Raw genomic sequence first — 25,060 nt, 5'->3', positions numbered from 1 at the left:
CGGGGTTGCGGACAGTGTCTGGTGGGTAGTTTGACTGGGGCGGTCTCCTCCCAAAGAGTAACGGAGGAGCACGAAGGTTAGCTAATCCTGGTCGGACATCAGGAGGTTAGTGCAAAGGCATAAGCTAGCTTGACTGCGAGAGTGACGGCTCGAGCAGGTGCGAAAGCAGGTCTTAGTGATCCGGTGGTTCTGAATGGAAGGGCCATCGCTCAACGGATAAAAGGTACTCCGGGGATAACAGGCTGATACCGCCCAAGAGTTCATATCGACGGCGGTGTTTGGCACCTCGATGTCGGCTCATCACATCCTGGGGCTGAAGTAGGTCCCAAGGGTATGGCTGTTCGCCATTTAAAGTGGTACGCGAGCTGGGTTTAGAACGTCGTGAGACAGTTCGGTCCCTATCTGCCGTGGGCGTTGGAAGATTGAGAGGGGTTGCTCCTAGTACGAGAGGACCGGAGTGAACGCACCACTGGTGTACGGGTTGTGATGCCAATTGCATTGCCCGGTAGCTAAGTGCGGAAGAGATAACCGCTGAAAGCATCTAAGCGGGAAACTTGCCTCGAGATGAGTCTTCCCTGGGACCTTGAGTCCCCTGAAGGGCCGTTGAAGACGACGACGTAGATAGGCCGGGTGTGTAAGCGCAGCGATGCGTTGAGCTAACCGGTACTAATGACCCGAGAGGCTTAACCTTACAACACCGAAGGTGTTTTGAGAGCGACTCACAATAAAATCAGCTTGTTTCGAGATTGGTTCCGATGGTTGCAGAGATAGAGCAACGGTTGGAATAAAACGAATTTGCCTGGCGGCGATAGCGCGGTGGTCCCACCTGACCCCATGCCGAACTCAGCAGTGAAACGCCGTAGCGCCGATGGTAGTGTGGGGTCTCCCCATGTGAGAGTAGGGAACTGCCAGGCATCAAACAAGTAGAAAGCCTCATGCGAAAGCATGGGGCTTTTTGCTTTATCTGTTGTTTGTCGGTGAGGTGCACTTCAGTAGGACAAATCCGCCGGGAGCGGATTTGAACGGTGCTGCGCACCGGCCCGAAGGGCGGCCCACAGGGATGTGGGCCGTAAACTGTCAGGCATCAACCGGCTGCGTTGACCACCTGCGCTACCGCTTTGGTAAACTGCGCCATTCCCTGTTCGATATCCTCGGGGGCAATGACCAGTGAAGGTACGAAACGAATCACATTTGGTCCCGCCATCAATACCATTACGCCATGTTGTGCCGCTGCGGCCAGAAACTCGCCCGCCCGGCCATGCCATTGCGGCTTAAGCTCTGCCCCCAGTAATAATCCCATGCCGCGGATCTGCTCAAAGATACCGTACTGCTGGTTGATCTTTTCCAACGCCCCGACAAACAGGTTATGACGCTCCGCTACGCCCGACAGCACTTGCGGCGTATTGATGGTATCCAGCGCCGCTTCCGCTACTGCACAGGCCAGCGGGTTGCCGCCATAGGTCGTGCCGTGTACGCCAACGGTCATTACTGAGGCGATCTCTTCCGTGGTGAGCATGGCGCTGATGGGAAAGCCGCCGCCCAAGGCTTTGGCGGTGGTGAGAATATCTGGCGTAATACCGTAATGCATATAAGTAAACAGCTTACCGGTACGGCCCATCCCGGACTGGACTTCATCAAATACCAGCAGCGCCTGGTATTGATCGCACAGTTCACGTACGCCTTGCAGGAATTCAGGGGTCGCCGGCGTAATGCCGCCTTCGCCCTGAACGGGCTCCAATACCACTGCGCAGGTATGATCGTCCATCACCGCTTTGACCGCCGCCAGGTCATTAAAAGGAACGTGCACGATATCGGCTGGCTTCGGCCCGAAACCATCGGCATATTTAGCCTGACCGCCAACGGAAACGGTAAACAGCGTACGTCCGTGAAAGGCATTGTAAAACGCAATGATTTTGGTTTTATACGGGCTGTGACGCTTAATCGCGTAATGGCGTGCCAGCTTGAAAGCCGCTTCGTTTGCTTCGGCGCCGGAGTTGACAAAAAATACCCGATCGGCAAACGTCGCGTTAATCAGCTTGCTGGCCAAACGTAGCGCAGGCTCATTGGTAAAGATATTGCTGGTGTGCCACAGCTTTTCTCCCTGCTGCTGCAGCGCGGCTACCAGAGCGGGATGACAGTGGCCGAGCGCGGTAACGGCAATACCACCGGAGAAATCAATGTATTCTCGTCCTTGCTGATCCCACACCCGGCTTCCTTTACCTTTTACCGGTATAAACTGCGCTGGTGCATAAACCGGCAAAATAACTTTGTCGTGAGTTTCCCGCGTTACTGCTTTTTTATCCGTTGCCATCTGCTTATATGCTCCGATATCAACAACTCTGAGTGAAAATATAATCAATAAATATGCATAAAAAATCACTCTCAGGCAATGTTAAATCGCCCGGAGAGAAAAATTATTTCCTATCTGACTCTATTTTAAGAAAATTATCTAAAAGCTGGTGTCCCTGCTGGCTGAGAATACTTTCCGGATGAAACTGAACGCCTTCTAATGGCAGTGAACGGTGCCGAATCCCCATGATTTCATCATGCTTGCCGTCACGTTCACTCCAGGCGGTCACCTCAAAGCAGTCTGCCAGGGACGCGGGTTCAATCACCAGCGAGTGATAGCGTGTTACCGTCAGCGGCTGCGACAGCCCGGCAAAAACTCCCGTATTATTGTGTTGTATAACCGAGGTTTTACCGTGCATTACCTGGCGAGCACGGATGATACGCGCACCGAATGCTTGTCCCATTGCCTGATGGCCAAGACACACGCCCAGGATGGGCAACCTGCCGGCAAAATGGCGGATGGCCGCCAGCGAAATACCCGCGTCATCCGGCGTACATGGCCCGGGAGAGATCACTAGCCGCGACGGCGATAGCCGTTCGATATCCTCCAGACTTAGCTCATCATTACGCTTGACCAGTACTTCAGCGCCCAGCTCGCAAAAATACTGATACAGATTGTAGGTAAAGGAGTCATAGTTATCGATCAGTAACAACATGTATCACCCAATATTGTAATTCTCACGTTCAACTTTATGGCGCTGGAGCGGATTTTATCATCGAACCGTGCCGAGGGTATCGGCCTATAAATCGGCGGGGCGGGTGGCAGGTATAGTTTAAGAACCGGCTGCGGACGCTAATGCAGCGTCCGCGCGCCAATAGAGGGGCAACGCGGAATTTAAAGGTGGCGCCACCCGTCCGGAGTCAGTGCACGATATGGCGCTGGTAATACTTTTCGAGCTTCACCTGCAGCTGGCTCAGCACTGTGCTGAACATCAGATAAATCAACGCGGCCTCGATATAAAGAATCAGCGGTTCGTAGGTGACGGAAACAATACGCTGTGCGGATAAAAACATTTCCGGAACCGTAATCACGGCGGCAAGCGAGGTATCCTTGATTAAGGAGATAAAGGTGTTGGATAGCGGGGGTAATGAAACGAACACCGACTGTGGAAATATTACCCAGCGAATTGCCTGAGCGCCGTTCATGCCCAGGGAGTGTGCCGCGCTCCATTGGCCTCGCGGTACCGATAATATCGCCCCGCGGACGATTTCCGAGCTGTATGCGCCAACGCTGATGGTGAACCCGATTAACGCGGCGGGGAAAGCATCCAGGGTGATACCCGCGCTGGGAAGCCCGTAAAAGATGAGAAATAACTGAACCAGCAGCGGAGTCCCACGGATAACCCAGACATAAAAGTCGCCGATCCATTTCAATGGCTTCGGGCCATAGAGGCGGATCAGGGCGACAATTACCCCCACGGCCAGACCGAAAATAAAGGAAAGAATCGCCAGGGGGACGGTAAATTTTAATCCTGCGGACAGCAGACTCCAGAAAGAGTCCGCCATAAGCTCTAGCCAGGGCGGCATGAAAAATGACTCCGCTAACAGGGATATTATTGAGATACGTCCTGACCGAAGTAGCGCACGGCTATCGTTTTATAGGTGCCGTCGGCTTTGATTTCATCCAATGCCTTATTCAGCGCGTCCACCAGCTGCGGCTGGTTTTTACGCACCAAAATAGCAGAAGGTTCGCCGGTAGGCGCGGTGGCGATAACTTTTACCTTCGCGTCTGGCTTCTGTTTTTTGAAATCAAGGTAAGACAGGTTGTCGTTCAGCGTGGCGTCGGCACGGCCGCTGAGCACCAGATCCAAAGACTGGTTGAATCCATCGGTCGGCACAATATCCGCGCCGTGGCTGGTGGCCAGCTTCGCGTAGTTGCTGGTCAGGCTCTGCGCCGATTTTTTGCCTTTCAGATCGCTGAAGTCTTTGATGGTGGCGTTATCGGCCTGGGTGATAAGCACCGCTTTCGAGTCGATATAAGGTTTGGAGAAGTCGTACTTGGCCTGACGCTCTTTAGTGATGCCGACCTGATTGATGACGGCATCGTAGCGTTTGGCGTCCACGCCGGCGATTAGCCCGTCCCAGCGGCCTTCGATAAACTGCGCCTTGACGCCCAGTTTTTCGGCAACCGCGCGGCCAATATCCACATCAAACCCCACCAACTGACCCGATTTATCGTGGTAGGTGTAGGGGGCGTAGGTGCCTTCCGTACCGATTTTAATCACCCCGGCGGACTTGATGGCGCCGAGATCATCCTGCGCCTGTGCAAAGACGCTCGTTGCGAACAGTGCGCCAGTCAGTATAGCGAAATGTAATTTCTTCATTATGGTTCCTGTGGGTAATGGGCATCATATGGCTTATAACTTTTATTGATAATGAATCTACGCCAGAAGGTTTATTTTGATAAATTACATTGCGTGATGGGTTATATCAGAACTGAATATAGTAAATTTGCCCTTTAGGCGATGCTGGCGGCGTGCAGAGCATGCAGGTTGATCGCCGGGCCAGCATAGGCTCATTCATCGCCATCCCCCACCACAATGACATTAATGTTCTTATCCCTTAACTCTGTCAGGTAGTCCGGGTTGATATCGCTGTCGGTAATCAGGATATCCACCGCGTTCAGCTCGCAGACCACATTGGGGCTTTTGCGGCCAAACTTGGACGAGTCCACCAGCAGGATAATCTGTTGCGCGGCGCGGCACATTGCCTGACTGACGGCGTGCAGTTCATTGTAGGTGGTGACGCCCGCATTCAGATCGACGCCGTCGGCGCCGATAAACAGCTTGTCAAAACTGAAATGGGAAAAGGCGGTTTCCGCCAGACTGCCGTGAAACGAGGCCGAGGTTTTGCGATAGGTGCCGCCCGGCATCAGGATGGTTTGATCGTTATCCAGTTCAACCAGCTCATTAACAATGCTCAGGCTATTGGTCATAACGGTAATATTGTTGAATTGCGTCAGCCACGGCACCATTTGCAGCACGGTGCTGCCCGCATCGAATATCAGCGAGTCGCCGTCATTAATCAGCGCCGCGGCCGCGTGGGCAATCTGTTTTTTCTTCTTGGTATTAATGTGTGTTTTGCGGTCGATGGGCTGATCGCCTTCTTCCCGGCTGGGCATCACGCCGCCGTAAGTACGGATAACCGCCCCCTCTTCTTCCAGCGCGGTTAAATCCTTACGGATTGTCGTACCCGTGGTGCTGAAACGGCCGGCGAGCGTCTCCACGGACGTTTTGCCATGCGTGCGCAGATATTCCAGGATCGCCGCCTGACGTTGTTTAGGTTTCATTGCGATATCCATCCGATAGGTCATTTTAACGCTTTCCTTTACGAAACTTGGCGCATGAAAATACTGCCAAATGAAAGGAAATATCTTTTAAAATGAAAATATCATGATTTCGCTTCAATCGCCAACGAAAGCGCGGCGCGGCAAGCCGGTTCTATGGGAAAGATCACATTTGGCGCCAGTTGCGTTCTCTTCACTCCCACCCATTCTTTCATCCGCTGCGGCCGGGCAAAGACCGTAAACCCGCGCATGATAAAAGCGTCGCACACCCGCTCCTGCTCATCAAACGCCAGCGCCACGAGCACTCTGGCGCTAAACCTTCCGGCGGCGCGGCCTACGCCAACCCTGTTTCCCTGGCGGTACAACGCGTCAAACGCCTGATTGAAACGACGCAATTGCCACCAGCCCAGCGCGATTTGTAACAGCCATGCGCATACCGCAAAGGTAATCAATAATGATGCCGGACTCATCGTTCACCTCCTGTTCCCCCGGCATTGCGCCGGGGATTGCGTATTCAGAACATGACCTGCCCGCCGGTAATATTGATCGACTGGCCGGTACAGTAAGAGGCTTTATCACTGGCGTAGTACAGTAATGTGTTCAGCACATCCTGATAGTCGCAGCCCCGCTTGAGCGGCACTTTATCGATATAGTACTGCTCCACCTCTTCCGGTCGGATGCCCAGTTTCTCGGCATACTGCGGCAATAATGACTGGAACATCGGCGATTTCAGCAAATTGCCCAGCATGAGCGAGTGGACGGTAATACCGAACTCCGCCAGATCCAGCGCCAGCGACTGAGTCAGCCCAACCCCGCCGAACTTGGCCGCGCTATAGCCGGAATTGTGCTTACTGCCGACTTTCCCTGATTTGGAGTTAATCTGGATAATGCGCCCGGCGATGCCATCACGGATCATCAGCTTGGCAAACTCGCGGGCGCACAGGAAATATCCCACCAGATTCACCTGTAAAGACAAATCAAAATCATTGAGCCGGAACTGCGTAATGGGGGCCGCCTTCGCCATCCCTGCGCTATAGACCAAAAGATTGACCTGACCGAATCGAGCGTCAACCGCCTGCGCCAACCGTTCAACCTGTACTTCATCCGTGGCGTCAGTGCCAAAGCCGCAGGCGCATCCGGCGCCGTAGCGAGCATTGATCGTTTCCGCTACCTGCATGGCGTGTTGAGCATTTAAATCAACGACCGCAACCTGATAACCCGCTTCCGCCAGGCCTTCACACAGGAACGCACCGAGGGTCTGTCCGCCGCCGATGACTACCGCAACCTGTTTCATATGCATTTCCCCACCTGATATTTAAGAAAAAATCGTTAATTTACCGCCGACTTTGATATCTGTCGGCGTCTTACCTGCAACGTGCAGCGAACCGGGAAACTCTGCTTCGGCGGCGCCGTCAAAGCGGATGGTGATATGACCCAGTTCACGCAGATTCTGCGTCGCCACCGAACCTACCGCGGTAATCGGATAGGCCCTGTCCGATAGCATCAGCCTGTCCCCTGCGCGTAGTTCGCCGTGCAGATCGCCATGTTGGTGGATAAAGCAGAATGATTCGATGTCTTCGGGAGCTCCTTCACGAAAGGTGATCATCATGTCTTCGGCCAATGCCTCCGCAGCGTTGTCGCCGATACGGGTAAATATGGTTTGAAAAACCGTGTTCATACCGACTCCCAAAACGGTTATTGGTAGATAAAACCGGATACTACCCAGGCCAGCAGCACGGTCGGCGCGCCGGTAAGAAAGCGGCCCACCAGCACGGACGGCACCCCGACGCGCACGGTGTCCTGTTTCGCTTCCGCCAGCGACAGGCCGACGGGGATGAAGTCACAGGCGGCCTGAGCGTTAATGGCGAACAGAGCGGGGAGCGCCAGAGCGGGAGGAATGTTTCCCAAACCGATCTGTACGCCGACCAGCACGCCAATCACCTGGGCAATCACCGCGCCCGGCCCCAGAAACGGAGAAAGCAGGGGGAATGAACAAATCAACGCCAGCGTGACCAAGCCGATCGGACTATTTGCCAGCGGCGTCAGGCTGTGAGCAATCATATCGCCCAGCCCCGAGGCCATAATGATGCCGATCAGCGCCGCGACGAACGCCATAAACGGCAGAATAGTTTTCAATACCGTATCAATGGTTTCCCGACCGGCCTGGAAGAACACTGCGACTACCGAACCCATGCCCATACCGACCTTGGCCAGCAGCCCGTCGCTCTGTTCGGTGATTTTTTTGCTGCTGTCGTAATCCCGGCCAAGGCCGGCGGATGCGGTGTCGCCGGCGGTTTTTCCCGCCGCGGAAGGGATGGCGGCGGGCGTTGCCGACGCGGTTTCCACCCGTTGAATGTTTTTTTCCCGTACGCCGGATACGTAAATATCTTCCACAATAAACTGCGCCAGCGGGCCGGAACGGCCGGTCGAATGGATATTGACCGTCGGAATGCGGCGTTTGGGATAAATCCCGCAGCGCAGCGTGCCGCCGCAGTCAATCACCGCGATACCGATCTCTTCAGCCGGCGGCTCGCCGTCTTTAAAGCCATCCACGGCCGGCCAGCCGGTCAGTTCGCTCAGGCGATCGACAATCGCCGGACGCGTTCCCGCGGTGATATAGACAATTTTTTTGCCCGGAGCCGCTTCAATCAGCAGCGGGCCGCCCCAGCCGCTTTCGCCTTTTTCAATACGAATCACGTTGTTCATCATGGTTTCCCCGTTAAAGCTGAACCTGACGGTCAAGCTGGATGCGCATTTTGCGTTCAAATAACGTGGTGGTCAGGTCCGTGACCCAGCCGCGGAAAAAGTTGCTCACCATCCCCACCAGCAGGTAGCTAACCGCCAGCGGGCCCAGCGGCAGGCCGAGCGTCGTCAGACCGCTGGCGATCCCGAGGTAGACGAACAGCTCCCCAGGATTAATATGCGGGAACAGGCCATTCATGGAGTGACAGCTATAAGAGGCGGCGGCGTAGTAGCTCGGCTTGTACTTCTCCGGCATAAAGCGGCCCAGACTTAACGTCATGGGATTGCAAAAGACGAATGTGCCGATAACTGGCAACAGCAGATAGCGGGAGAGCGGGTTCCCCGCGCAGCGCTGGGCCAGACGTTCGATGCGTTCCTGACCGACGAACACGATCAGCGCATTCATAATAACGAGCAGGCTAATCAGCAAAGGAAGTATGCCGGTCACCATGCCGACAAAAACTTCCCCTCCTTTCTGAAACAGGCCGATGAACCACTCAGCCCCATGGGTGATGACGTCTATCATATAGCGCTCCTGTTTCCTCGGGTTGATGCCGCAAGACGCGAAACCGCGTGTTGTCTTGTTGACGTGCTATCAAAATATATCCAAATATGTTTTTTAAATTTTAAATTGATCACACTTTGAAAGTTATTTGGTTCATTGTGAAACATAAATAGGAAATGATTGTAGGACGCATCCTGTGGAGGAAGAGGGTAATGAAGATTTTTCTCGATACGGCGGATATCATCGCCATTGAACGACTGGCGCGTATCTTGCCGCTGGCCGGCATCACGACGAACCCAAGCATTGTCGCCGCTGCGGGTAAGCCGCTGCATGAACTGTTACCGGCGTTGCATCAGGTACTGGAGGGAAAAGGGGATCTCTTTGCTCAGGCGATCGCTCACCGGGCAGAGGATATGGTTAAAGAGGCTTTGCTGATGCGGCAATACGTTAACGATTTGATTATCAAAGTTCCCGCTACCGCAGAGGGGCTGGCGGCAATGAAAATCTTACACAGCGAGGGCATACCGGTGCTGGGGACCGCCATCTACGGTGCGGCGCAGGGGCTGTTCGCCGCCCTGGCGGGCGCCAGATACGTGGCGCCTTATGTCAATCGGCTCGATGCGCAAGGCGGCGATGGGGTTCAGACGGTGCGCGATTTACAGAAGCTGCTGACGTTGCATGCCCCGCACGCGGGCGTACTGGCGGCAAGTTTCAAAACCCCGCGTCAGGCGCTGGCATGTATGCTGGCGGGATGTCAGGCGATCACGCTGCCGGTTGATGTGGCGGACCAGTTTATCAACACACCGGCGGTGCAGGCGGCGATAGCGAAATTTGATGCTGACTGGCAGGGGGCTTTTGGCGATATGGAGCAGTAGTACCGAGAGGGATCTGCTAAAAATCTTTCAACATAAAAGGTTATGGTGTTTTGGTGGCGGGTAGATACAAAGTGCAAGAAACTCAACATTAGGAATATCAAACAATCGCCTGTACTCCGTTTTTTTCCACGATAGCCAGCAGACGCAGAGCCGGGCCACCCGGTCTTTTCACACCTCGTTCCCAGTCGGAAACGAGGTTCTTGCTTACGTTCAGATAGCGGGCGAATACGGGCTGGGACAGGCGCTCACGCTCACGCAAGGCGCGGATGCGTTCGGGGGGCATGGGCGATACCGGAGCCAGGCATGCCTCGTCGAATTCACGCATGGTCTGCTTGTCGATCGCGCCCACTTCATGCAGCGCATCCATCGTTTCATGGATCGCCGCATAGGCGTCGCTACGATATTTCTTCACCATGTGAAACCTCCAAAAACTGGCCGTTACCAATCAACTGATTCAGGTGTTCATCCGACAGTTCCAGCACACGGAACGCCATCTTTTTGAACAAAGTGACTTCATCGTCGTCAATGTTGGCCCGGTCGCTCTTGGCGAAGCCATAGATGAAGAAAGCGCGTTCTTCCGTGCGATACAGGACGATGGTGCGGAATCCCCCCGATTTTCCCTGTCCCGGCCGTGCCACGCGCTGCTTGATGACCCCACCGCCCAGATCGGCGTCTATTAAACCCTTCTCCGCGCGTCTAATCGCGTCCAGCAGTGCTTTATCGGATATATGCTGCCTGCGGGCAAACCGTTCGAACCAGGCGTTTTTGAAAACCCTCATCAGGCCACCACCGGGCAAGTCATTTGTATCATACTAAGTATGATACTTTTGTTAGACATCGGCAAGCGCCTCTGTGTTGTTCTGCGAGATACATAGGTAATACATCGCTGTAGAACGGTGTGTTCTGAAAAATACGGGGAGCGAGAGGGAGGAAAGCAACCTGTGGTCTATGTGTAGTCCATATAAACAAAAAGCGCCCGTCGTTGCCGACAAGCGCCTTTCAAATCAACCAGGTACGGTGGTGAATCAGTTCATGCCGTATTTTTTCAATTTCTTACGCAGGGTGCCGCGGTTGATGCCCATCATCAGGGCGGCGCGGGTTTGGTTGCCGCGGGTGTATTGCATCACCATGTCCAACAGGGGTTGTTCAACTTCAGCCAATACCAGCTCATACAGGTCACTCACGTCCTGACCATTCAATTGGGCAAAATAGTTCTTCAGGGCCTGTTTAACCGAGTCGCGCAGGGGTTTTTGGGTTACCTGTGCCTGAGAGTTTACGGTGGAAACGGTCAGTACGTCAGAATTCACGCGTTGTTCGAACATAGTTCTGTCAGCTCTTTTTCTGTTTACGCAAGATTTTCAAAGTATGCCTCCAACGCCTCCAGCTGCTCGCTGGCATCCTCTATGGCGTTGAATGTGCGCCTAAACTGGTCGTTTGGGGCGTTCTCCCGGAGATACCAGGATACGTGCTTACGAGCTATACGAAATCCCTTGCCTGGACCATAAAAGTCGTGCAATTCCCGTATATGCTTGATCAACAAGCGCTTGACCTCTGCCAACGGCATCGGTGCCAGCAACTCCCCGGTGTCCAGATAATGCTGGATTTCCCGAAAGATCCAGGGTCTTCCCTGAGCGGCCCGTCCTATCATCAGGGCGTCTGCCCCGGTGTAATCAAGAACCGCTCTGGCTTTATGCGGGGAAGTCACGTCGCCATTCGCAATAACGGGAATGGAAACGGCCTGCTTAACTGTCCGAATGCTGTCGTATTCCGCCGAACCATTGAACAGGCACGCACGCGTGCGTCCGTGAATGGTCAGGGCCTGAATCCCACAGCTTTCAGCCAATCTGGCAATCTCTACACAGTTACGGTGCTCTGGCGCCCAGCCGGTGCGGATTTTCAGCGTTACCGGCACGTCTACCGCTTTCACTACCGCCGAGAGGATTCGTTTTACCAAATCCGGGTACTGCAACAACGCAGACCCTGCCATCTTGCGGTTCACCTTTTTGGCCGGACAGCCCATATTGATGTCGATGATCTGCGCGCCGAAATCCGCATTGAATTTCGCCGCCACCGCCATTTCATCCGGGTCACAGCCGGCAATTTGCACGGCCCTGATCCCGGGCTCATCGCTATGCACCATACGCAAACGCGATTTATCCGAATGCCAGACTTCCGGATTGGAAATCAGCATTTCGGACACGGTCATTCCAGCGCCCATCGTGTGACAGAGTGCTCTGAATGGGCGATCGCTGATACCGGCCATCGGCGCTGCTATCAAACGATTGGTAAGCTGAAATTGTCCAATGCGCATAGACAAAGAGTGACCATACTGTGTCTGCAAGGGCGCGTATATTACGCATTTTTCACCCGATATGAAAGGCCAAACTTTGACCAATTGGCCGGCGGCGATCAAAGAAAACGCGTTTCAGCTTGAGGTGAGAAAATATTATCTATATTTAACAATAGGTTTTGGTTATTTATGCGTTATTTTTGTTCAGGAAAATATTCCGGCGGCTGCGCAATTTATCTGTAATATGCGGTGATTGAAGCAGGAGTTGCATTGATATCCGCCCTTTGCAGGGGATTGCGTTGTTAATAAACCAAGAACAGGGATAAATTTTATGCACCATAATGCGGCAAACGCGGGCTCCCGGGGCGAAGCGGCCGGGAGCGGCGGGAAACAACCGACCTAATTAACGATAACGCGGCCGTTTAAAGGCTGAACGGGGCGGTTGTTGGCATGATGAACGGCGGCGATGAATGCGGCGACCTGTTCGGCTGAAATGGTGGCCGGTTTATCCAGCACCAGCCAGCGTACGCCTTCGGAACATGGCGGCGTAGTGAGTGAACCGCTGAAGCGGTAATAACTATGCCGATATGCTGCGGGCACCAGCGCGTCGATATTCAGCGGCGCGGTCAATGCAACCGGTTTATCAAGGGCTAACGGCATCTGGCGCCAGGCTTTCTCCAGCTCCTGATTGGCGTCGCCCTGTTCAAACATCAAAGCCACTACCGTTAACGCACCCTTTTGATCCTGGTAGACAAAGTGTGCTTCTAACGGAAATGTTTTGCCATCGATCTCGTTTTCGCTGGGAGCGTGGAAATGGAACTGCCGCAGGGTAAAGGTGTCGTCATCCACCGTCAGCGTGCTGCCGGCGCCCACGTTCACCTGAACGGTATGACCGTTGTTGACGATGTGCTGTGCGCCGGGGTGATAAGCGAGCTGTAAGTCGTGGTGAACGGTTTTTAGCGCGCCGTGAATATCTATCGGCGACTGGTTCTTACCGGTGGCGCACAGGGAAAAATCGGGGGAGAGTTGGCCCCAGTGCGCGGGCGCTTCCTGTCCTTCATAGCTCCAGTGGGCATGTTCGGCAGCGTGAAGCGAAAAGCAGACGGTAACGGCGAGGGAGGCGAAAAGTTTATACTTCATTGGGTTAATCCATTTAAAACAATATGATGACTCACTTCATCGCGTGAAATAACCGATGAAGGTCCGACGAGACATTGAGGATACACCTGCCTTTGACGTGGTTAAACCGTTGATAAAAGCGCAGCGGCGGTCCGAAAGGACGAGACGGGGCGGAAACCACCGCAAACCCGACGGCTTGCGGTGGCGATAAGCTCTGGCGAGGATTACTTACGTATGCCGGTAATGCGGCACCACTCTTCTTTTTCCGCCACAGGGTCAAGCCGGAATTTGTCCTGATAGGCTTCGGCGACGCCGGCGGCCTGGGTCGCCAGCACGCCCGACAGGCCGAGGAGCCCGCCGGTTTTCGGCAGATCGCTGATTAATGGCGCCAGCTCACGCAGCGGGCCGGCAAGAATATTGGCGACCACCACGTCGGCGCTGAGGTCGGCGGGCTGGTCCTGCGGCAGATAGAGCTCCAGGCGCTCGGACACGCCGTTGCGCTGGGCGTTGTCGCGGCTGGCCTGAATCGCCTGCGGGTCGATGTCGATGCCGATAGCGCGGGCGGCGCCCAGTTTTAGCGCCGCGATGGCCAAGATGCCGGAGCCGCAGCCGAAGTCGATAAGGGTTTTGCCCTGTAAATCCAGCCCGTCCAGCCATTGCAGGCAGAGCGCGGTGGTGGGGTGGGTGCCGGTGCCGAAAGCCAGGCCCGGATCGAGCATCACGTTCACCGCCGTCGGGTCGGGAATATCGCGCCAGCTCGGGCAGATCCACAGCCGTTCGCCGAAACGCATCGGGTGGAAGTTATCCATCCATTCGCGCTCCCAGTCCTTATCTTCCAACTGCTCGATTTTATGCTGAAATCCGGCGCCCAGCAGCGGCTCCTGCTCCAGCGCGGCGATAACGTCGGTCATCTCGGTCTCCGCGTCATATAAACCGATAACGTCGGTATCGCCCCACAGGCGGGTTTCTCCGGGCAGCGGCTCGAATACCGGCGTATCGTGGGTATCCTGAAACGTCACGGACACCGCGCCGCTCTCAATCAGCGCGTCGCCCAATTGTTCGGCATGGCTGCCGGAAGTATTGATTTTCAGTTGAATCCACGGCATAGCAGTCTCTATTACATTTAAAGTGAAGTGGGGGCGGTCGCTGGTTCAGGCATGCTGCGCCCAAAGCGGTTGCCGATAATAAACGCCAGCAGGCTTAGCGTCAGCGCCGGCACGATAGGGTGAAAGCCCGCCAGATGAAGATCGAAGCTGGCCAGCAGCGTATAGCTGCATGCGCCGCTGAACATGGCGCTTAACGCGCCCGTGGCGTTGGCGCGTTCCCAATAAAGGCCGAGCACCAGCGGCCACAGGAACACGGCTTCCAGCCCGCCGAACGCCAGCAGGTTTAGCCAGATAATCATCTCCGGCGGGCGCCAGGAGGCCAGCAGCACCAATAACCCCAATAGCAGGGTCGTCATGCTGGAAAGGCGTTTGATGCGCCGTTCATTGCGCATTTGCTGCGGGCGCACGCTGAGATAAAGATCTTTGATTATCGTGGCGGAGGCCTGCAGCAGGTGCGCGTTGATATTGGACATGATAGCCGCCATCGGCGCGGCGAGAAATATACCCGCGGCCAGCGGGGGCAGCACGGAAACCATCAGCGCCGGCAGCACCTGATCCGGGATGGTCAGGTCGGGCATCACCGCCCGGCCCAGTGCGCCGGCCAGATGCATACCCAGCATCAGTATGCCGATCACGATGGTGCCGATAATAATGCCGCGGTGCAGCGCCTGGCTGTTGCGGTAGGAGATGCAGCGCACGGCGGTGTTGGGCAGGCCGATAACCCCGAAACAGACCAGCACCCAGAAAGAGGCCATAAAAGGCATCGACAGGATCTGATCGCTGCCCTGCGGGGTGACCAGCGCGGGGTCGATCTGCTGCAGTTTGTCCACCGCGCTGTGCAGGCCGCCGGCGGCGTGGATAACGCCCACCAGCAGGATCACCGTGCCCAGCAGCATGACGATGCCCTGCATGGCGTCGTTCAGCACGCTGGCGCGGAAGCCGCCGAACGCGGTATACAGCGCGATGGTCACGCCGAAAATCAGCAGGCCGATATCGTAGGGGATGTTGGCCGCCGTCTCCAGCAGGCGCGCGCCGCCGATAAACTGCACCGCCATGGCGCCGATAAAGGCGACCAGCAGGCTAATGCTGGCGAACCATACCAGCAGCCGGCTGCCGTAGCGGGCGTACAGCATATCGTTGAGGGTAATCGCGTTATAACGTCTTGCCAGAATGGCGAATTTTTTCCCCAGAATGCCCAGCGACAGCAGCATGGTGGGAAGCTGGATCATGGAGAGCAATACCCAGCCCAGCCCGTACTTGTAGGCCGCGCCCGGACCGCCGATAAATGAACTGGCGCTGACGTAGGTGCCGATAAGGGTCATCGCCAGCACAAAGCCGCCCATTGAGCGCCCGCCGAGGAAATACTCGTTGAGAAAGTTGCCCGCCTGGCGGCGGCGATAGGCGTAGACCGAGAGCCCGAAAACCAGCAGCAGGTAGCCCAGCAGCGGCAGCAGCACCTCATTTTGCATCGTCATTCTCCAGTGAGATATCGCGGAAGACGACGCGAACCATCAGCCAGCACAGCAGGGTGAAAATAAGCGGCAGCAGCAGGCAGGCCATTTCAAACCAGTGGGGCAGGCCGGTAATGCCCTGAGCGCTGTCGGGCAGGTAAGCGGTGAGAGTCCAGGCTATCAGGTAAGCCAGCGTCAGGCCCATCGCCCAGCGGGCTTCCCGATGAGCCTGAAGAAAACGCGTATCCATTTTTCCCCCAGGTAAGCTGGTGTTGATAGTGCGAAACCGGGAATTTTACGGCATGCGGTCGATTTGCCCAGTCCGAATTGACAGAAAAGTAAAAAGGCCGGTTTGCACCGACCTTTTACCGACATAAAACCGCAGATTTACTGCAAACCGAGTTTCTTCTCCAGATAGTGGATATTGGTGCCACCTTTCTGGAAGTTTTCATCGTTCATGATCTTCATCTGCAGATCGACGTTGGTTTTGATCCCGTCGATAATCAGTTCCGCCAGCGCGTTCTTCATCCGCGAAATAGCCACTTCGCGGGTTTCGCCGTAGGTGATCAATTTGCCGATCATGGAATCGTAGTACGGCGGCACGGTATAGCCGGCGTAAATATGGGATTCCCAACGCACGCCGAAGCCGCCCGGCGCGTGGAAACGGGTAATTTTACCCGGACTCGGCAGAAAGCTGTTCGGGTCTTCGGCGTTGATACGGCATTCCACCGCGTGGCCGCGCACCTGAACGTCTTCCTGCCTGATGGATAACGGTTGGCCCGCCGCAATACGCAGCTGCTCTTTGATCAGATCCACCCCGGTAATCATTTCGGTTACCGGATGCTCCACCTGAATACGGGTGTTCATCTCGATAAAGTAGAACTCGCCGTTTTCGTACAGGAATTCAAAGGTGCCCGCGCCGCGATAATTGATATCGATACAGGCTTTCGCGCAGCGATCGCCGATAAAACGGCGCTGTTCGGCGGTGATGCCCGGCGCCGGCGCTTCTTCCACCACTTTCTGGTGACGGCGCTGCATGGAGCAGTCGCGCTCGGCCAGATAAATGGCGTTGCCCTGACCGTCGGCCAATACCTGAATTTCCACGTGACGCGGGTTTTCCAGATATTTTTCCATATAGACCATATCGTTATTGAAAGCCGCCTTGGCTTCCGCACGGGTCATATTGATGGACTGTTCCAGCTCTTTATCGCTGCGCACCACGCGCATGCCGCGGCCGCCGCCGCCGCCGGAGGCTTTGATGATCACCGGGTAGCCGATGCGTTTGGCAAAGGCGCGGTTCTTATCCATATCGCTGTCTAACGGGCCGTCGGAACCCGGAACGCAGGGTACACCGGCTTTTTTCATGGCGTTGATGGCGGACACTTTATCGCCCATCAGGCGAATGGTGTCGGCGCGCGGGCCAATGAAAATAAAGCCGGAACGTTCGACCTGCTCGGCGAAATCGGCATTTTCGGACAGAAAACCGTAGCCCGGGTGAATGGCGTCGGAAGCGGTGATTTCCGCCGCGGAAATGATCGCCGGAATGTTCAGGTAGCTTTTGGTGGACGGCGCCGGACCGATGCACACGGTTTCATCCGCCAGCAGTACGTGTTTCAGATCGCGATCCGCGCTGGAGTGAACGGCGACGGTTTTGATGCCCAGCTCTTTGCAGGCACGCAAAATACGCAGCGCGATCTCTCCGCGGTTAGCGATAACGATTTTATCTAGCATGGTAAGCCTCGTTATTCGATGACAACCAGTGGCTCGTCAAATTCAACCGGTTGGCCGTTGTCGACAAGGATCGCTTTGACCACGCCCGCTTTGTCGGCTTCGATTTGGTTCATCATTTTCATGGCTTCGACAATGCACAGCGTATCGCCGACATTTACCTGCTGGCCCACTTCGACAAACGCTTTGGCATCGGGGCTGGGGGTGCGGTAGAACGTACCGACCATGGGAGAGCGCACGATGTGCCCGCTGATGGCGGCCGGTACGGCAGTGGTTTCCGCGGCGGGCGCCGGCGCGACGGCGGCGGCCAGCGCCGGTTGTTGCTGCAGCATCGGCGCATAGGCCTGTTGCATCATCGGGTAGCTTGGCGCCGCCGGGGCACGACTAATGCGTACTGATTCTTCACCTTCGGAAATTTCCAGTTCGGCGATGCCGGACTCTTCAACCAGTTCGATCAGTTTCTTGATTTTACGAATATCCATGGATGTGGTTCCGTACTCTTCTGTTTAATTGGAAGTTGACAGGCGTGTTACCGCTGTCTGTAAAGCATGGTTATAACCCTCTGCCCCGAAGCCGCAAATCACCCCCACCGCGATATCGGACAGGTAGGAGTGACGGCGGAAAGCTTCACGCGCATGCACGTTGGACAGATGAATTTCGATAAACGGGATATCAACCGCCAGCAGAGCGTCACGCAGCGCAACGCTGGTATGGGTAAACGCCGCCGGGTTGATCAAAATAAAATCCGTGTTTCCTCTGGCCTGATGAATTCTGTCGATCAGAACATGTTCCGCATTGGACTGCAGATGGGAAAATTGCACATTCAGCACCTGCGCCTGCGTTTCCAGACTGCCGACGATCTGCGCCAGCGTGGTTTTGCCGTACTTATCCGGCTCGCGCGTACCCAGCAGATTCAGGTTAGGGCCATTCAAAAGCAAAATGTGAAACTTGTCGGCCATTATGCTGCCATCTCCCGCGATTCGCCCGGATTGCAAAAACAGTGTCGCACAAAATAGCGCGAAGCCATGCGTTTGTCACCTTTCCAACGCAAATTGTCCGCCGTGGGGAAAACAAAGTCGTGCATTATAACCATTTCGTCGCAATTAGCAGCCAAATACTGGTCTTATCTGCGGAGATATTCCCGCAGTAGCCGTAAATCGTCGGTGAAACGGCCGGTGCTTGCCGCGCTCGGCGTCAGACCTGTCTCGGCGTTTAACGCCCCCATCGGCGAAATTTTTTATAACGCGACAATAACAATATCAGGGCCGCCAGCGCATATAAAACCGGCTGGGGCGAGAGCGTTTTGACTGACCAAAGATAGTGGATTGGCGCCAGAATGGCGACCAGATAGACCAGGTTATGCAGTTTTTGCCAGCGGGATCCCATCTTGCGCATCGCTATTTGGGGCGATGTCAGCGCCAGAGCGAATAAAACCAGCCAGCTAATCATTCCCAGCGTTAAATAGGGGCGGCGAAGCAGCTCTTCTCCCAGCAAACCCAGATGGCTTATCCCGAGTTCCAGCAGCGAGTAACTCGCCAGATGCAAGGTCGCCCAGGCAAAACACCACAGCCCGACCATGCGCCGGCAGCGGATAAGCAGCGGTTGCCTGGCGTAACGAGCCAGCGGCGTGAGCAGCAGCGTGGCGAGCAACAGCTTCAGCGCCATGCGGCCGGTAAAATGCTGGATATCTTTTGCCGGATCGGCGCTCAGCCATCCCTGATCGACCGCCAGTATCAGCCACGGCAACGGTAAAAAAGCCGCCAGATGGATAATGACTTTCAGCCAGGTTATCTGTCGCATGGTCAGCCGCATTCAGACGTTATCTCCTCAATCAGCGCTACTGCGCCGCCGCCGGTCAAAAGTTGTCCCGCAGGTTCAGGCCCCGATACAGCGACGCCACCTGCTCGGCATAGCCGTTGAACAGCAGGGTCGGCTGCCGTTGCACATCCAGAATACCGCCGGCGCCGATAACGCGTTCGGTCGCCTGCGACCAGCGCGGATGATCCACGTGCGGGTTGACGTTGGCGTAAAAGCCATATTCATTGGGCGCCGCCAGATTCCAGGTACACGGCGGGCGTTCGCGGGTGAAGCGGATATGCACGATGGATTTGATGTTTTTAAAGCCGTATTTCCACGGCGCGATCAATCTGACCGGCGCGCCGTTCTGCGGCGGCAGCGTTTTGCCGTAAACGCCGACGGTGAGCAGCGCAAGCGGGTGCAGCGCCTCATCCAGTCGCAAGCCTTCGACATAAGGGTAGTCGAGGCCGCCGCCCATAAAGCGGTCTTTCTGTCCCGGCATCTGTTCGGGATCGTAGAGCGTCTGGAAAGCGATATAGCGGGCATGGCCGGTGGGGTCGGCAAATTTAATCAGCTTCGCCAGCTCAAACCCGATCCAGGGGACGACCATCGACCAGGCCTCGACGCAACGCAGGCGATAAATTCTCTCCTCCAGCGGAAAACGCTTAAGCAGGTCGTCGATATCCAGCGTGATGGGCTTGGCGACCTCGCCGTCGATGCGGATTTTCCAGCTTTCCGTCTGCAACCCGCCGGCATTGGCCGCCGGATCGCCCTTATCCAGCCCGAATTCATAGAAATTGTTATAACCGGTGACCTTATCTTCCGGCGTGAGCGGCAGGTCGGGACGCCAATCCGCCGGTTGGGTAAATGACAGCGCTTTGCCCGGCGGCGCCTTGGGGCGATCGTTGTCGCCTTTAAACCAGGCGAGCAGATCCGCCTGCGCGGAGAATGGCAACGACAGCGCCGCCGTGGTGATGCCCAGCGCCTTTAATACGCGGCGGCGCTGGAGGAATACGCTCTCCGGCGTGACGTCCGCCTCGGTCAGCTGGCGATTTTTATACATGTGGAACTCCCGCCGATGGTTATTGCCGACGATAATGATGGTTTGCCAATAACTTATTTATAGATGAATTGCGCGGGGAACGGCGGCGGCGAACGGTAAATACTTTTTTGCCGGGTGTTACAAGCATAAATAACAGGCCGCCGCTGACGGCGGCCTGAGCGGCGGGTAGCCCAGGTTAGCGGATGCGTACCAGCGTACGGCCCGTCACCTTGTTGTCCAGCAGCGCGGCGGCGGCGGCGGGGACGTCCGGCAGCGCGATTTCATGCGTCGCCTGCCGGTAGAAGGTCTCCGGCAGCAATTCCGCCAGCCGTTTCCAGGCCAGTTCGCGGCGCGGCAGCGGCGCCATCACCGAGTCTACCCCCTGCAAGCGGACGTTACGCAGGATAAACGGCATCACCGTGGCGGGCAGCGCGATGCCGCCGGCCAGGCCGCAGGCGGCAACGGTGGCGTTGTAACCCATCTGCGCCAGCAGGGTTGCCAGCACCTTATCGCCGACGGTGTCGATCGCCCCCGCCCAACGCTGTTTCTCCAACGGCCGGGCGTCGGCGCTGAATTCGCTGCGTTCCAGCACCTGTTGCGCTCCCAATTGTTGCAGATAGCCGGCGTTCCCGGCGCGGCCGCTGACGGCGGCGACCCGGTAGCCCAGCGCGGCAAGCAGGGCCACCGCCGTGCTGCCGACGCCGCCGCTGGCGCCGGTCACCACCACGTCGCCGCTTTGCGGCGTTACGCCGCCGTCTTCCAGCGCCATCACGCATAGCATGGCGGTGAAGCCGGCGGTGCCTATCGCCATGGCTTTTCTGGCATCCAGCCCGGCCGGCAGGGCCACCAGCCAGTCGCTTTTCACCCGCGCCTGCTCGGCCAGACCGCCCCAGTGATTTTCACCCACGCCCCATCCGGTAAGAATCACCGATTGTCCGGGCTGAAAACGCTCGCTGTCGCTGTGGCGGACCGTTCCGGCGAAGTCGATGCCGGGAACCATCGGAAACTGGCGAATGATTTTACCCTTACCGGTGATGGCCAGCGCATCCTTATAATTGATGCCGGACCAACTGATATCAACCGTCACATCACCGGCGGGCAGTTGATCCGTATCGAGTTCACGGATCTGCGGCTGAATGAGTCCGTTTAGCTGTTCGAGCACTAAAGCCTGCATGTATGCTCTCCTGTGGCAAGAAAAAAGTAGGTAATCGTATAGCGACTATATTTGTAACAGGTAGTATGCGAACTGATAAAAAACAACAAACCCGCAGAATCAGGAATAGGACGCAGGGATGGGATTTACGACCAGATTCTCCAAACTTATGGCGCTGTTGACGGCATTGGCGGTTTTCCTGCTGCTTTGCAGCAGCATCTTTAGCCTCTTCCATTATAGCCAGCAGAGAACGGCGCAGCAGCTAAGAGAGGTTGCGACCAGCATCGATCAGGCGCTTTTGGTGCAATCGCCGGATAATATCAGGTTCTGGCTGCCGGCGATGATGAAAACCGCCGGCGTGGTGGCGCTGGAGATCCGCAATCCCGACTCAACGCTGTATGCGGTGCGGCTGCCCGAGGCCGACGATCGCCGTAGCTACGAGTACCATCATCGCCGGCTTCCGCTGATGCATCATCTGGATATGGTGGTGGATGCGACTTACCTCAATCCGCTGATTGGCATGCCGCGCTTTTTTCTCTCGACGCTATCGGTGCTGCTGGCGATTTGCCTGATGGCGCTGATGCTGTATCTGTCTATTCGCTGGCTACGGCGTCAAACCGCCGGGCAGGAAGAGCTTGAGGCGCGAGCCAGACGTATTCTGAACGGGGAGCGCGAGTCGGTTATGCAGGGTTCGGCGGGCGAGTGGCCGGTGAACGCCAGCGGCGCCATCGATCTGCTGCTGGCCGATCTGGTTGAAGCCCGAGAGGAGCGCAGCCGGGTCGATACCCTGATCCGCGCCTTCGCCGCGCAGGATGCGGAAACCGGATTGAGCAATCGCCTGTTTTTTGATAATCAGCTGACGACGCAGTTGGAAGATATCGAAAATGTCGGCACCCATGGCACGGTGATGATGATTCGTCTGCCTGATTTTGAAACCTTGCAGGAAACGCATGGCTATGGCGGGGCGAGCCAGGAATACAGCTTTACGCTGGTGAATTTGCTGTCGACGTTTGTGATGCGTTACCCGTCGGCGCTGCTGGCGCGCTATTACCACAGCGATTTCACGGTGTTATTACCCCATAGCACGCTGAAGGAAGCGGATAATATTGCGGCGCAGCTGGTGAAAGCCGTTGATATCCTGCCCGTTACGCCGTTGATCGATCGCGAGGATATGATCCATATCGGCATTTGCGCCTATCGCAGCGGACAAAGCCCCGAGCAGGTGATGGAAAGCGTGGAGGACGCCACGCGCAATGCCGTGTTGCAGGGCGGCAATGGCTGGTGCGTCTTTGACCGGCAGGTGCCGGACAAAGGGCGCGGCAGTGTGAAATGGCGCACGCTGCTGGAACAAACGCTGGCGCGCGGCGGGCCGAGACTGTATCAGAAACCGGCGGTAACCCGGGAAGGCGTGGTACATCATCGGGAAATGATGACCCGCATTTATGACGGCGCGCAGGAGCTGCTGGCGGCCGAGTATATGCCGCTGGTGCAGCAGCTTGGCCTGAGCGTCAGCTACGACCGGCAGCTGGTTGCGCGCATCGTCGCGCTATCGGCCAACTGGCCCGATGAAACTCTGGCGATGCCGGTTAGCGTGGACTCGCTTTTACAGAAGACGTTTCTTTGCTGGCTACAGGAAACGTTGCTGCAATGTCCTAAAAAGCAACGACAATGCATTTTATTTGAACTTGCGGAGGCGGACGTCTGTCAATATATCGGCCGTTTGCGCCCGGCGCTGAATCTTATCCAGGAACTGGGATGCCGCCTGGCGGTCACCCAGGCGGGATTGACGCTGGTCAGTACGACCTATATCAAGTCATTGCGGGTGGAGATCATCAAGCTTCATCCGGGCCTGGTGCGCAGCCTTGAACGCCGTCCGGAAAATCAGTTATTTGTGCAAAGCCTGACGGAAGCCTGTAAAGGAACGCAAACCAAGGTTTTTGCCGCCGGCGTGCGCACCAAAGAGGAGTGGCGCACGTTATTGGATAAGGGCGTTTACGGCGGACAGGGCGATTTTTTTGCCGCGTCGGTGCCGGTGAGCCATGAGCTGAAAAAATATTCACCGCACTATCGCGTTTAGTGTAAAAGTCCTGTTCGAATTGACGTAGAATGAGTCGGCTTTGGTTTTAGTTAGTGTGCGCTTACATTAGCTGTAATCCGATTAAATGTGAGATTTTATGTCCTGTGTTAGTGCTATTCCGTCGGGCGGAAAGTGATAATCTGCCTTGCCGTCCGGAGAAAAGGCGTTTTACGCCCTATTTCTCTGCAAGACCGATGTTGCGCAACACAGACTTTTTTCACCGAAGCAGAGCGTTTTCGTGCCTTGTCGCTGCTTCGTGTGGTTGGTAAAGTAGGCGAATTTATTTTTCGCCCCCAGCTTGCAGGATTATCCTTTCGTTATGTTTAAGAAATTTCGTGGCATGTTTTCCAATGACTTGTCCATCGACCTGGGTACCGCCAATACCCTGATTTATGTTAAAGGGCAGGGCATCGTACTGAATGAACCCTCGGTGGTCGCTATTCGTCAGGATCGTGCCGGTTCTCCGAAAAGCGTAGCCGCCGTAGGCCATGACGCTAAACAGATGCTGGGCCGTACGCCCGGTAATATTGCCGCCATTCGCCCGATGAAGGACGGCGTGATTGCGGATTTCTTTGTGACTGAAAAAATGTTGCAGCACTTTATCAAGCAGGTGCACAGCAACAGTTTTATGCGTCCGAGCCCGCGGGTGCTGGTGTGTGTGCCCGTCGGCGCCACGCAGGTGGAGCGCCGGGCGATTCGCGAATCGGCGCAGGGCGCCGGCGCGCGCGAGGTGTTCCTGATTGAGGAACCGATGGCGGCGGCGATTGGCGCGGGTTTGCCTGTTTCCGAAGCCACCGGCTCCATGGTGGTGGATATCGGCGGCGGCACCACCGAAGTCGCGGTGATTTCACTTAACGGCGTGGTGTATTCCTCGTCCGTGCGTATCGGGGGCGATCGCTTTGATGAGGCGATTATCAACTATGTTCGCCGTAACTACGGCTCGCTGATCGGCGAAGCGACGGCGGAGCGCATCAAGCATGAGATCGGTTCGGCGTATCCGGGCGATGAAGTGCTGGAAATCGAGGTTCGCGGCCGTAACCTCGCCGAGGGCGTACCGCGCGGCTTTAACCTGAACTCCAATGAGATTCTGGAAGCCTTGCAGGAACCGCTTACGGGTATCGTCAGCGCGGTGATGGTGGCGTTGGAACAGTGTCCGCCGGAGCTGGCTTCCGATATTTCCGAACGCGGCATGGTGCTGACCGGCGGCGGCGCGCTGCTGCGCAATCTGGACCGCCTGCTGATGGAAGAGACCGGCATCCCGGTGGTGGTGGCTGAAGATCCGTTAACCTGCGTGGCGCGCGGCGGCGGTAAAGCGTTGGAAATGATCGACATGCACGGCGGCGATTTGTTCAGCGAAGAATAATTCGGTCGGAAAAGGGGGGCCGTATGGGGGAAGGCATAGGTTTTTCATCCCGCACGGCGGCCCCTTTTTTTATGCCGCCGCGCAACGTTGAAAATCGCTCCTGGCGATTTATTATGGCGGGCTATCCCTGCCCGCCACCCTGCGGGCCGTCGCAAGCGACGTTGAAAATCGCTCCTG

Annotated in this window: 27 protein-coding genes and 2 rRNA genes; 5 read left to right on the top strand and 24 right to left on the bottom strand. The window is 56.1% G+C overall.

Annotated elements, in window-relative coordinates; translation table 11 throughout:
- Both MFP24_RS12525 and rrf read left to right on the top strand, forming a co-directional pair.
- A 23S ribosomal RNA gene (locus MFP24_RS12525) occupies positions 1-691 on the top strand; the annotation flags it as partial.
- A 107-nt stretch (positions 692-798) separates the two neighbouring features.
- Positions 799-914: ribosomal RNA gene (rrf, locus tag MFP24_RS12520) — 5S ribosomal RNA — on the top strand.
- A gap of 170 nt (positions 915-1,084) precedes the next feature.
- Here the strand turns inward: rrf and argD are convergent.
- The 10 genes from argD to srlA form a co-directional block, all read right to left on the bottom strand.
- A complete protein-coding gene (argD, locus tag MFP24_RS12515; protein ID WP_249230406.1) occupies positions 1,085-2,311 on the bottom strand; it encodes a bifunctional acetylornithine/succinyldiaminopimelate transaminase in 1,227 nt (408 codons plus the stop codon).
- A gap of 103 nt (positions 2,312-2,414) precedes the next feature.
- On the bottom strand, positions 2,415-3,005 hold the full coding sequence (locus MFP24_RS12510) for an aminodeoxychorismate synthase component II (protein WP_249230405.1): 591 nt from the start codon (positions 3,003-3,005) through the stop codon (positions 2,415-2,417).
- Between the two features lie 205 nt (positions 3,006-3,210).
- Positions 3,211-3,876, bottom strand: a complete 666-nt coding sequence (locus MFP24_RS12505; RefSeq protein ID WP_249230404.1) for an amino acid ABC transporter permease — start codon at positions 3,874-3,876, stop codon at positions 3,211-3,213.
- Between the two features lie 26 nt (positions 3,877-3,902).
- Positions 3,903-4,673 carry an amino acid ABC transporter substrate-binding protein gene (locus MFP24_RS12500; protein WP_249230403.1) on the bottom strand — a complete coding sequence of 257 codons (771 nt, stop codon included), beginning with the start codon at positions 4,671-4,673 and terminating at the stop codon, positions 3,903-3,905.
- A 191-nt stretch (positions 4,674-4,864) separates the two neighbouring features.
- Positions 4,865-5,638 (bottom strand): glucitol operon DNA-binding transcriptional repressor SrlR, encoded by a 774-nt coding sequence (srlR, locus tag MFP24_RS12495; RefSeq protein WP_249230402.1) that lies wholly within the window; start codon positions 5,636-5,638, stop codon positions 4,865-4,867.
- Positions 5,639-5,739: 101 nt separating this feature from the next.
- A complete protein-coding gene (gene gutM, locus MFP24_RS12490; RefSeq protein WP_249230401.1) occupies positions 5,740-6,105 on the bottom strand; it encodes a transcriptional regulator GutM in 366 nt (121 codons plus the stop codon).
- Between the two features lie 44 nt (positions 6,106-6,149).
- Positions 6,150-6,929: a sorbitol-6-phosphate dehydrogenase gene (gene srlD / locus MFP24_RS12485; protein WP_249230400.1), complete on the bottom strand. Its 780-nt coding sequence runs from the start codon at positions 6,927-6,929 to the stop codon at positions 6,150-6,152.
- Positions 6,930-6,950: 21 nt separating this feature from the next.
- Positions 6,951-7,313, bottom strand: coding sequence for a PTS glucitol/sorbitol transporter subunit IIA (srlB, locus tag MFP24_RS12480; RefSeq protein ID WP_249230399.1), 363 nt, complete (start codon positions 7,311-7,313; stop codon positions 6,951-6,953).
- Between the two features lie 17 nt (positions 7,314-7,330).
- Positions 7,331-8,341: a PTS glucitol/sorbitol transporter subunit IIB gene (gene srlE, locus MFP24_RS12475; protein WP_249230398.1), complete on the bottom strand. Its 1,011-nt coding sequence runs from the start codon at positions 8,339-8,341 to the stop codon at positions 7,331-7,333.
- Between the two features lie 13 nt (positions 8,342-8,354).
- Entirely contained in the window at positions 8,355-8,903 is a 549-nt protein-coding gene (gene srlA, locus MFP24_RS12470; protein ID WP_136167434.1) for a PTS glucitol/sorbitol transporter subunit IIC, read from the bottom strand.
- Between the two features lie 191 nt (positions 8,904-9,094).
- Between srlA and fsa the strand changes: the two genes are divergently transcribed.
- Positions 9,095-9,757 carry a fructose-6-phosphate aldolase gene (gene fsa, locus MFP24_RS12465; RefSeq protein WP_249230397.1) on the top strand — a complete coding sequence of 221 codons (663 nt, stop codon included), beginning with the start codon at positions 9,095-9,097 and terminating at the stop codon, positions 9,755-9,757.
- A gap of 97 nt (positions 9,758-9,854) precedes the next feature.
- On the opposite strand, the gene MFP24_RS12460 is transcribed toward fsa, so the two are convergent.
- The 14 genes from MFP24_RS12460 to acuI form a co-directional block, all read right to left on the bottom strand.
- Complete coding sequence (locus MFP24_RS12460) at positions 9,855-10,172, bottom strand: helix-turn-helix domain-containing protein (RefSeq protein ID WP_249230396.1); 318 nt, start codon at positions 10,170-10,172, stop codon at positions 9,855-9,857.
- The gene (locus MFP24_RS12455; RefSeq protein ID WP_249230395.1) at positions 10,153-10,536 is read right to left on the bottom strand and encodes a type II toxin-antitoxin system RelE/ParE family toxin; all 384 of its coding nucleotides are present in this window, start codon (positions 10,534-10,536) and stop codon (positions 10,153-10,155) included. Before MFP24_RS12455 ends, MFP24_RS12460 begins: the two co-directional genes overlap by 20 nt.
- 246 nt (positions 10,537-10,782) lie before the next feature.
- Complete coding sequence (gene fis, locus MFP24_RS12450; RefSeq protein ID WP_005975342.1) at positions 10,783-11,079, bottom strand: DNA-binding transcriptional regulator Fis; 297 nt, start codon at positions 11,077-11,079, stop codon at positions 10,783-10,785.
- 23 nt (positions 11,080-11,102) lie between these two features.
- Entirely contained in the window at positions 11,103-12,068 is a 966-nt protein-coding gene (gene dusB / locus MFP24_RS12445; RefSeq protein ID WP_249230394.1) for a tRNA dihydrouridine synthase DusB, read from the bottom strand.
- 378 nt (positions 12,069-12,446) lie between these two features.
- Positions 12,447-13,187: a carbonic anhydrase gene (locus tag MFP24_RS12440; protein WP_249230393.1), complete on the bottom strand. Its 741-nt coding sequence runs from the start codon at positions 13,185-13,187 to the stop codon at positions 12,447-12,449.
- A 203-nt stretch (positions 13,188-13,390) separates the two neighbouring features.
- Positions 13,391-14,272, bottom strand: a complete 882-nt coding sequence (gene prmA, locus MFP24_RS12435; protein ID WP_249230392.1) for a 50S ribosomal protein L11 methyltransferase — start codon at positions 14,270-14,272, stop codon at positions 13,391-13,393.
- Positions 14,273-14,289: 17 nt separating this feature from the next.
- Complete coding sequence (gene panF / locus MFP24_RS12430) at positions 14,290-15,741, bottom strand: sodium/pantothenate symporter (protein ID WP_249230391.1); 1,452 nt, start codon at positions 15,739-15,741, stop codon at positions 14,290-14,292.
- Positions 15,731-15,973 carry a YhdT family protein gene (locus MFP24_RS12425; RefSeq protein ID WP_249230390.1) on the bottom strand — a complete coding sequence of 81 codons (243 nt, stop codon included), beginning with the start codon at positions 15,971-15,973 and terminating at the stop codon, positions 15,731-15,733. The genes panF and MFP24_RS12425 overlap by 11 nt, the downstream gene beginning before the upstream one ends.
- A 137-nt stretch (positions 15,974-16,110) precedes the next feature.
- Positions 16,111-17,454 (bottom strand): acetyl-CoA carboxylase biotin carboxylase subunit, encoded by a 1,344-nt coding sequence (gene accC, locus MFP24_RS12420; RefSeq protein WP_249230389.1) that lies wholly within the window; start codon positions 17,452-17,454, stop codon positions 16,111-16,113.
- Between the two features lie 11 nt (positions 17,455-17,465).
- Positions 17,466-17,933, bottom strand: a complete 468-nt coding sequence (gene accB / locus MFP24_RS12415; protein WP_249230388.1) for an acetyl-CoA carboxylase biotin carboxyl carrier protein — start codon at positions 17,931-17,933, stop codon at positions 17,466-17,468.
- A 24-nt stretch (positions 17,934-17,957) separates the two neighbouring features.
- Complete coding sequence (gene aroQ, locus MFP24_RS12410; protein ID WP_249230387.1) at positions 17,958-18,410, bottom strand: type II 3-dehydroquinate dehydratase; 453 nt, start codon at positions 18,408-18,410, stop codon at positions 17,958-17,960.
- Between the two features lie 253 nt (positions 18,411-18,663).
- Positions 18,664-19,263 (bottom strand): protein-methionine-sulfoxide reductase heme-binding subunit MsrQ, encoded by a 600-nt coding sequence (msrQ, locus tag MFP24_RS12405; protein ID WP_249230386.1) that lies wholly within the window; start codon positions 19,261-19,263, stop codon positions 18,664-18,666.
- A gap of 43 nt (positions 19,264-19,306) precedes the next feature.
- On the bottom strand, positions 19,307-20,311 hold the full coding sequence (msrP, locus tag MFP24_RS12400) for a protein-methionine-sulfoxide reductase catalytic subunit MsrP (protein ID WP_249230385.1): 1,005 nt from the start codon (positions 20,309-20,311) through the stop codon (positions 19,307-19,309).
- Between the two features lie 175 nt (positions 20,312-20,486).
- Positions 20,487-21,464 carry an acrylyl-CoA reductase (NADPH) gene (gene acuI, locus MFP24_RS12395; protein ID WP_249230384.1) on the bottom strand — a complete coding sequence of 326 codons (978 nt, stop codon included), beginning with the start codon at positions 21,462-21,464 and terminating at the stop codon, positions 20,487-20,489.
- A gap of 118 nt (positions 21,465-21,582) precedes the next feature.
- Here acuI and csrD point away from each other — a divergent pair, with 118 nt between their 5' ends.
- Both csrD and mreB read left to right on the top strand, forming a co-directional pair.
- Positions 21,583-23,520 carry an RNase E specificity factor CsrD gene (gene csrD / locus MFP24_RS12390; RefSeq protein WP_249230383.1) on the top strand — a complete coding sequence of 646 codons (1,938 nt, stop codon included), beginning with the start codon at positions 21,583-21,585 and terminating at the stop codon, positions 23,518-23,520.
- A gap of 319 nt (positions 23,521-23,839) precedes the next feature.
- Positions 23,840-24,883, top strand: coding sequence for a rod shape-determining protein MreB (mreB, locus tag MFP24_RS12385; protein WP_009114770.1), 1,044 nt, complete (start codon positions 23,840-23,842; stop codon positions 24,881-24,883).
- Positions 24,884-25,060 lie beyond the last annotated feature (177 nt).

The sequence above is a fragment of the Brenneria tiliae genome (assembly GCF_023347575.1).
GTDB lineage: Bacteria > Pseudomonadota > Gammaproteobacteria > Enterobacterales > Enterobacteriaceae > Brenneria > Brenneria corticis.
This window is presented reverse-complemented; position numbering and strand designations above follow the sequence as displayed.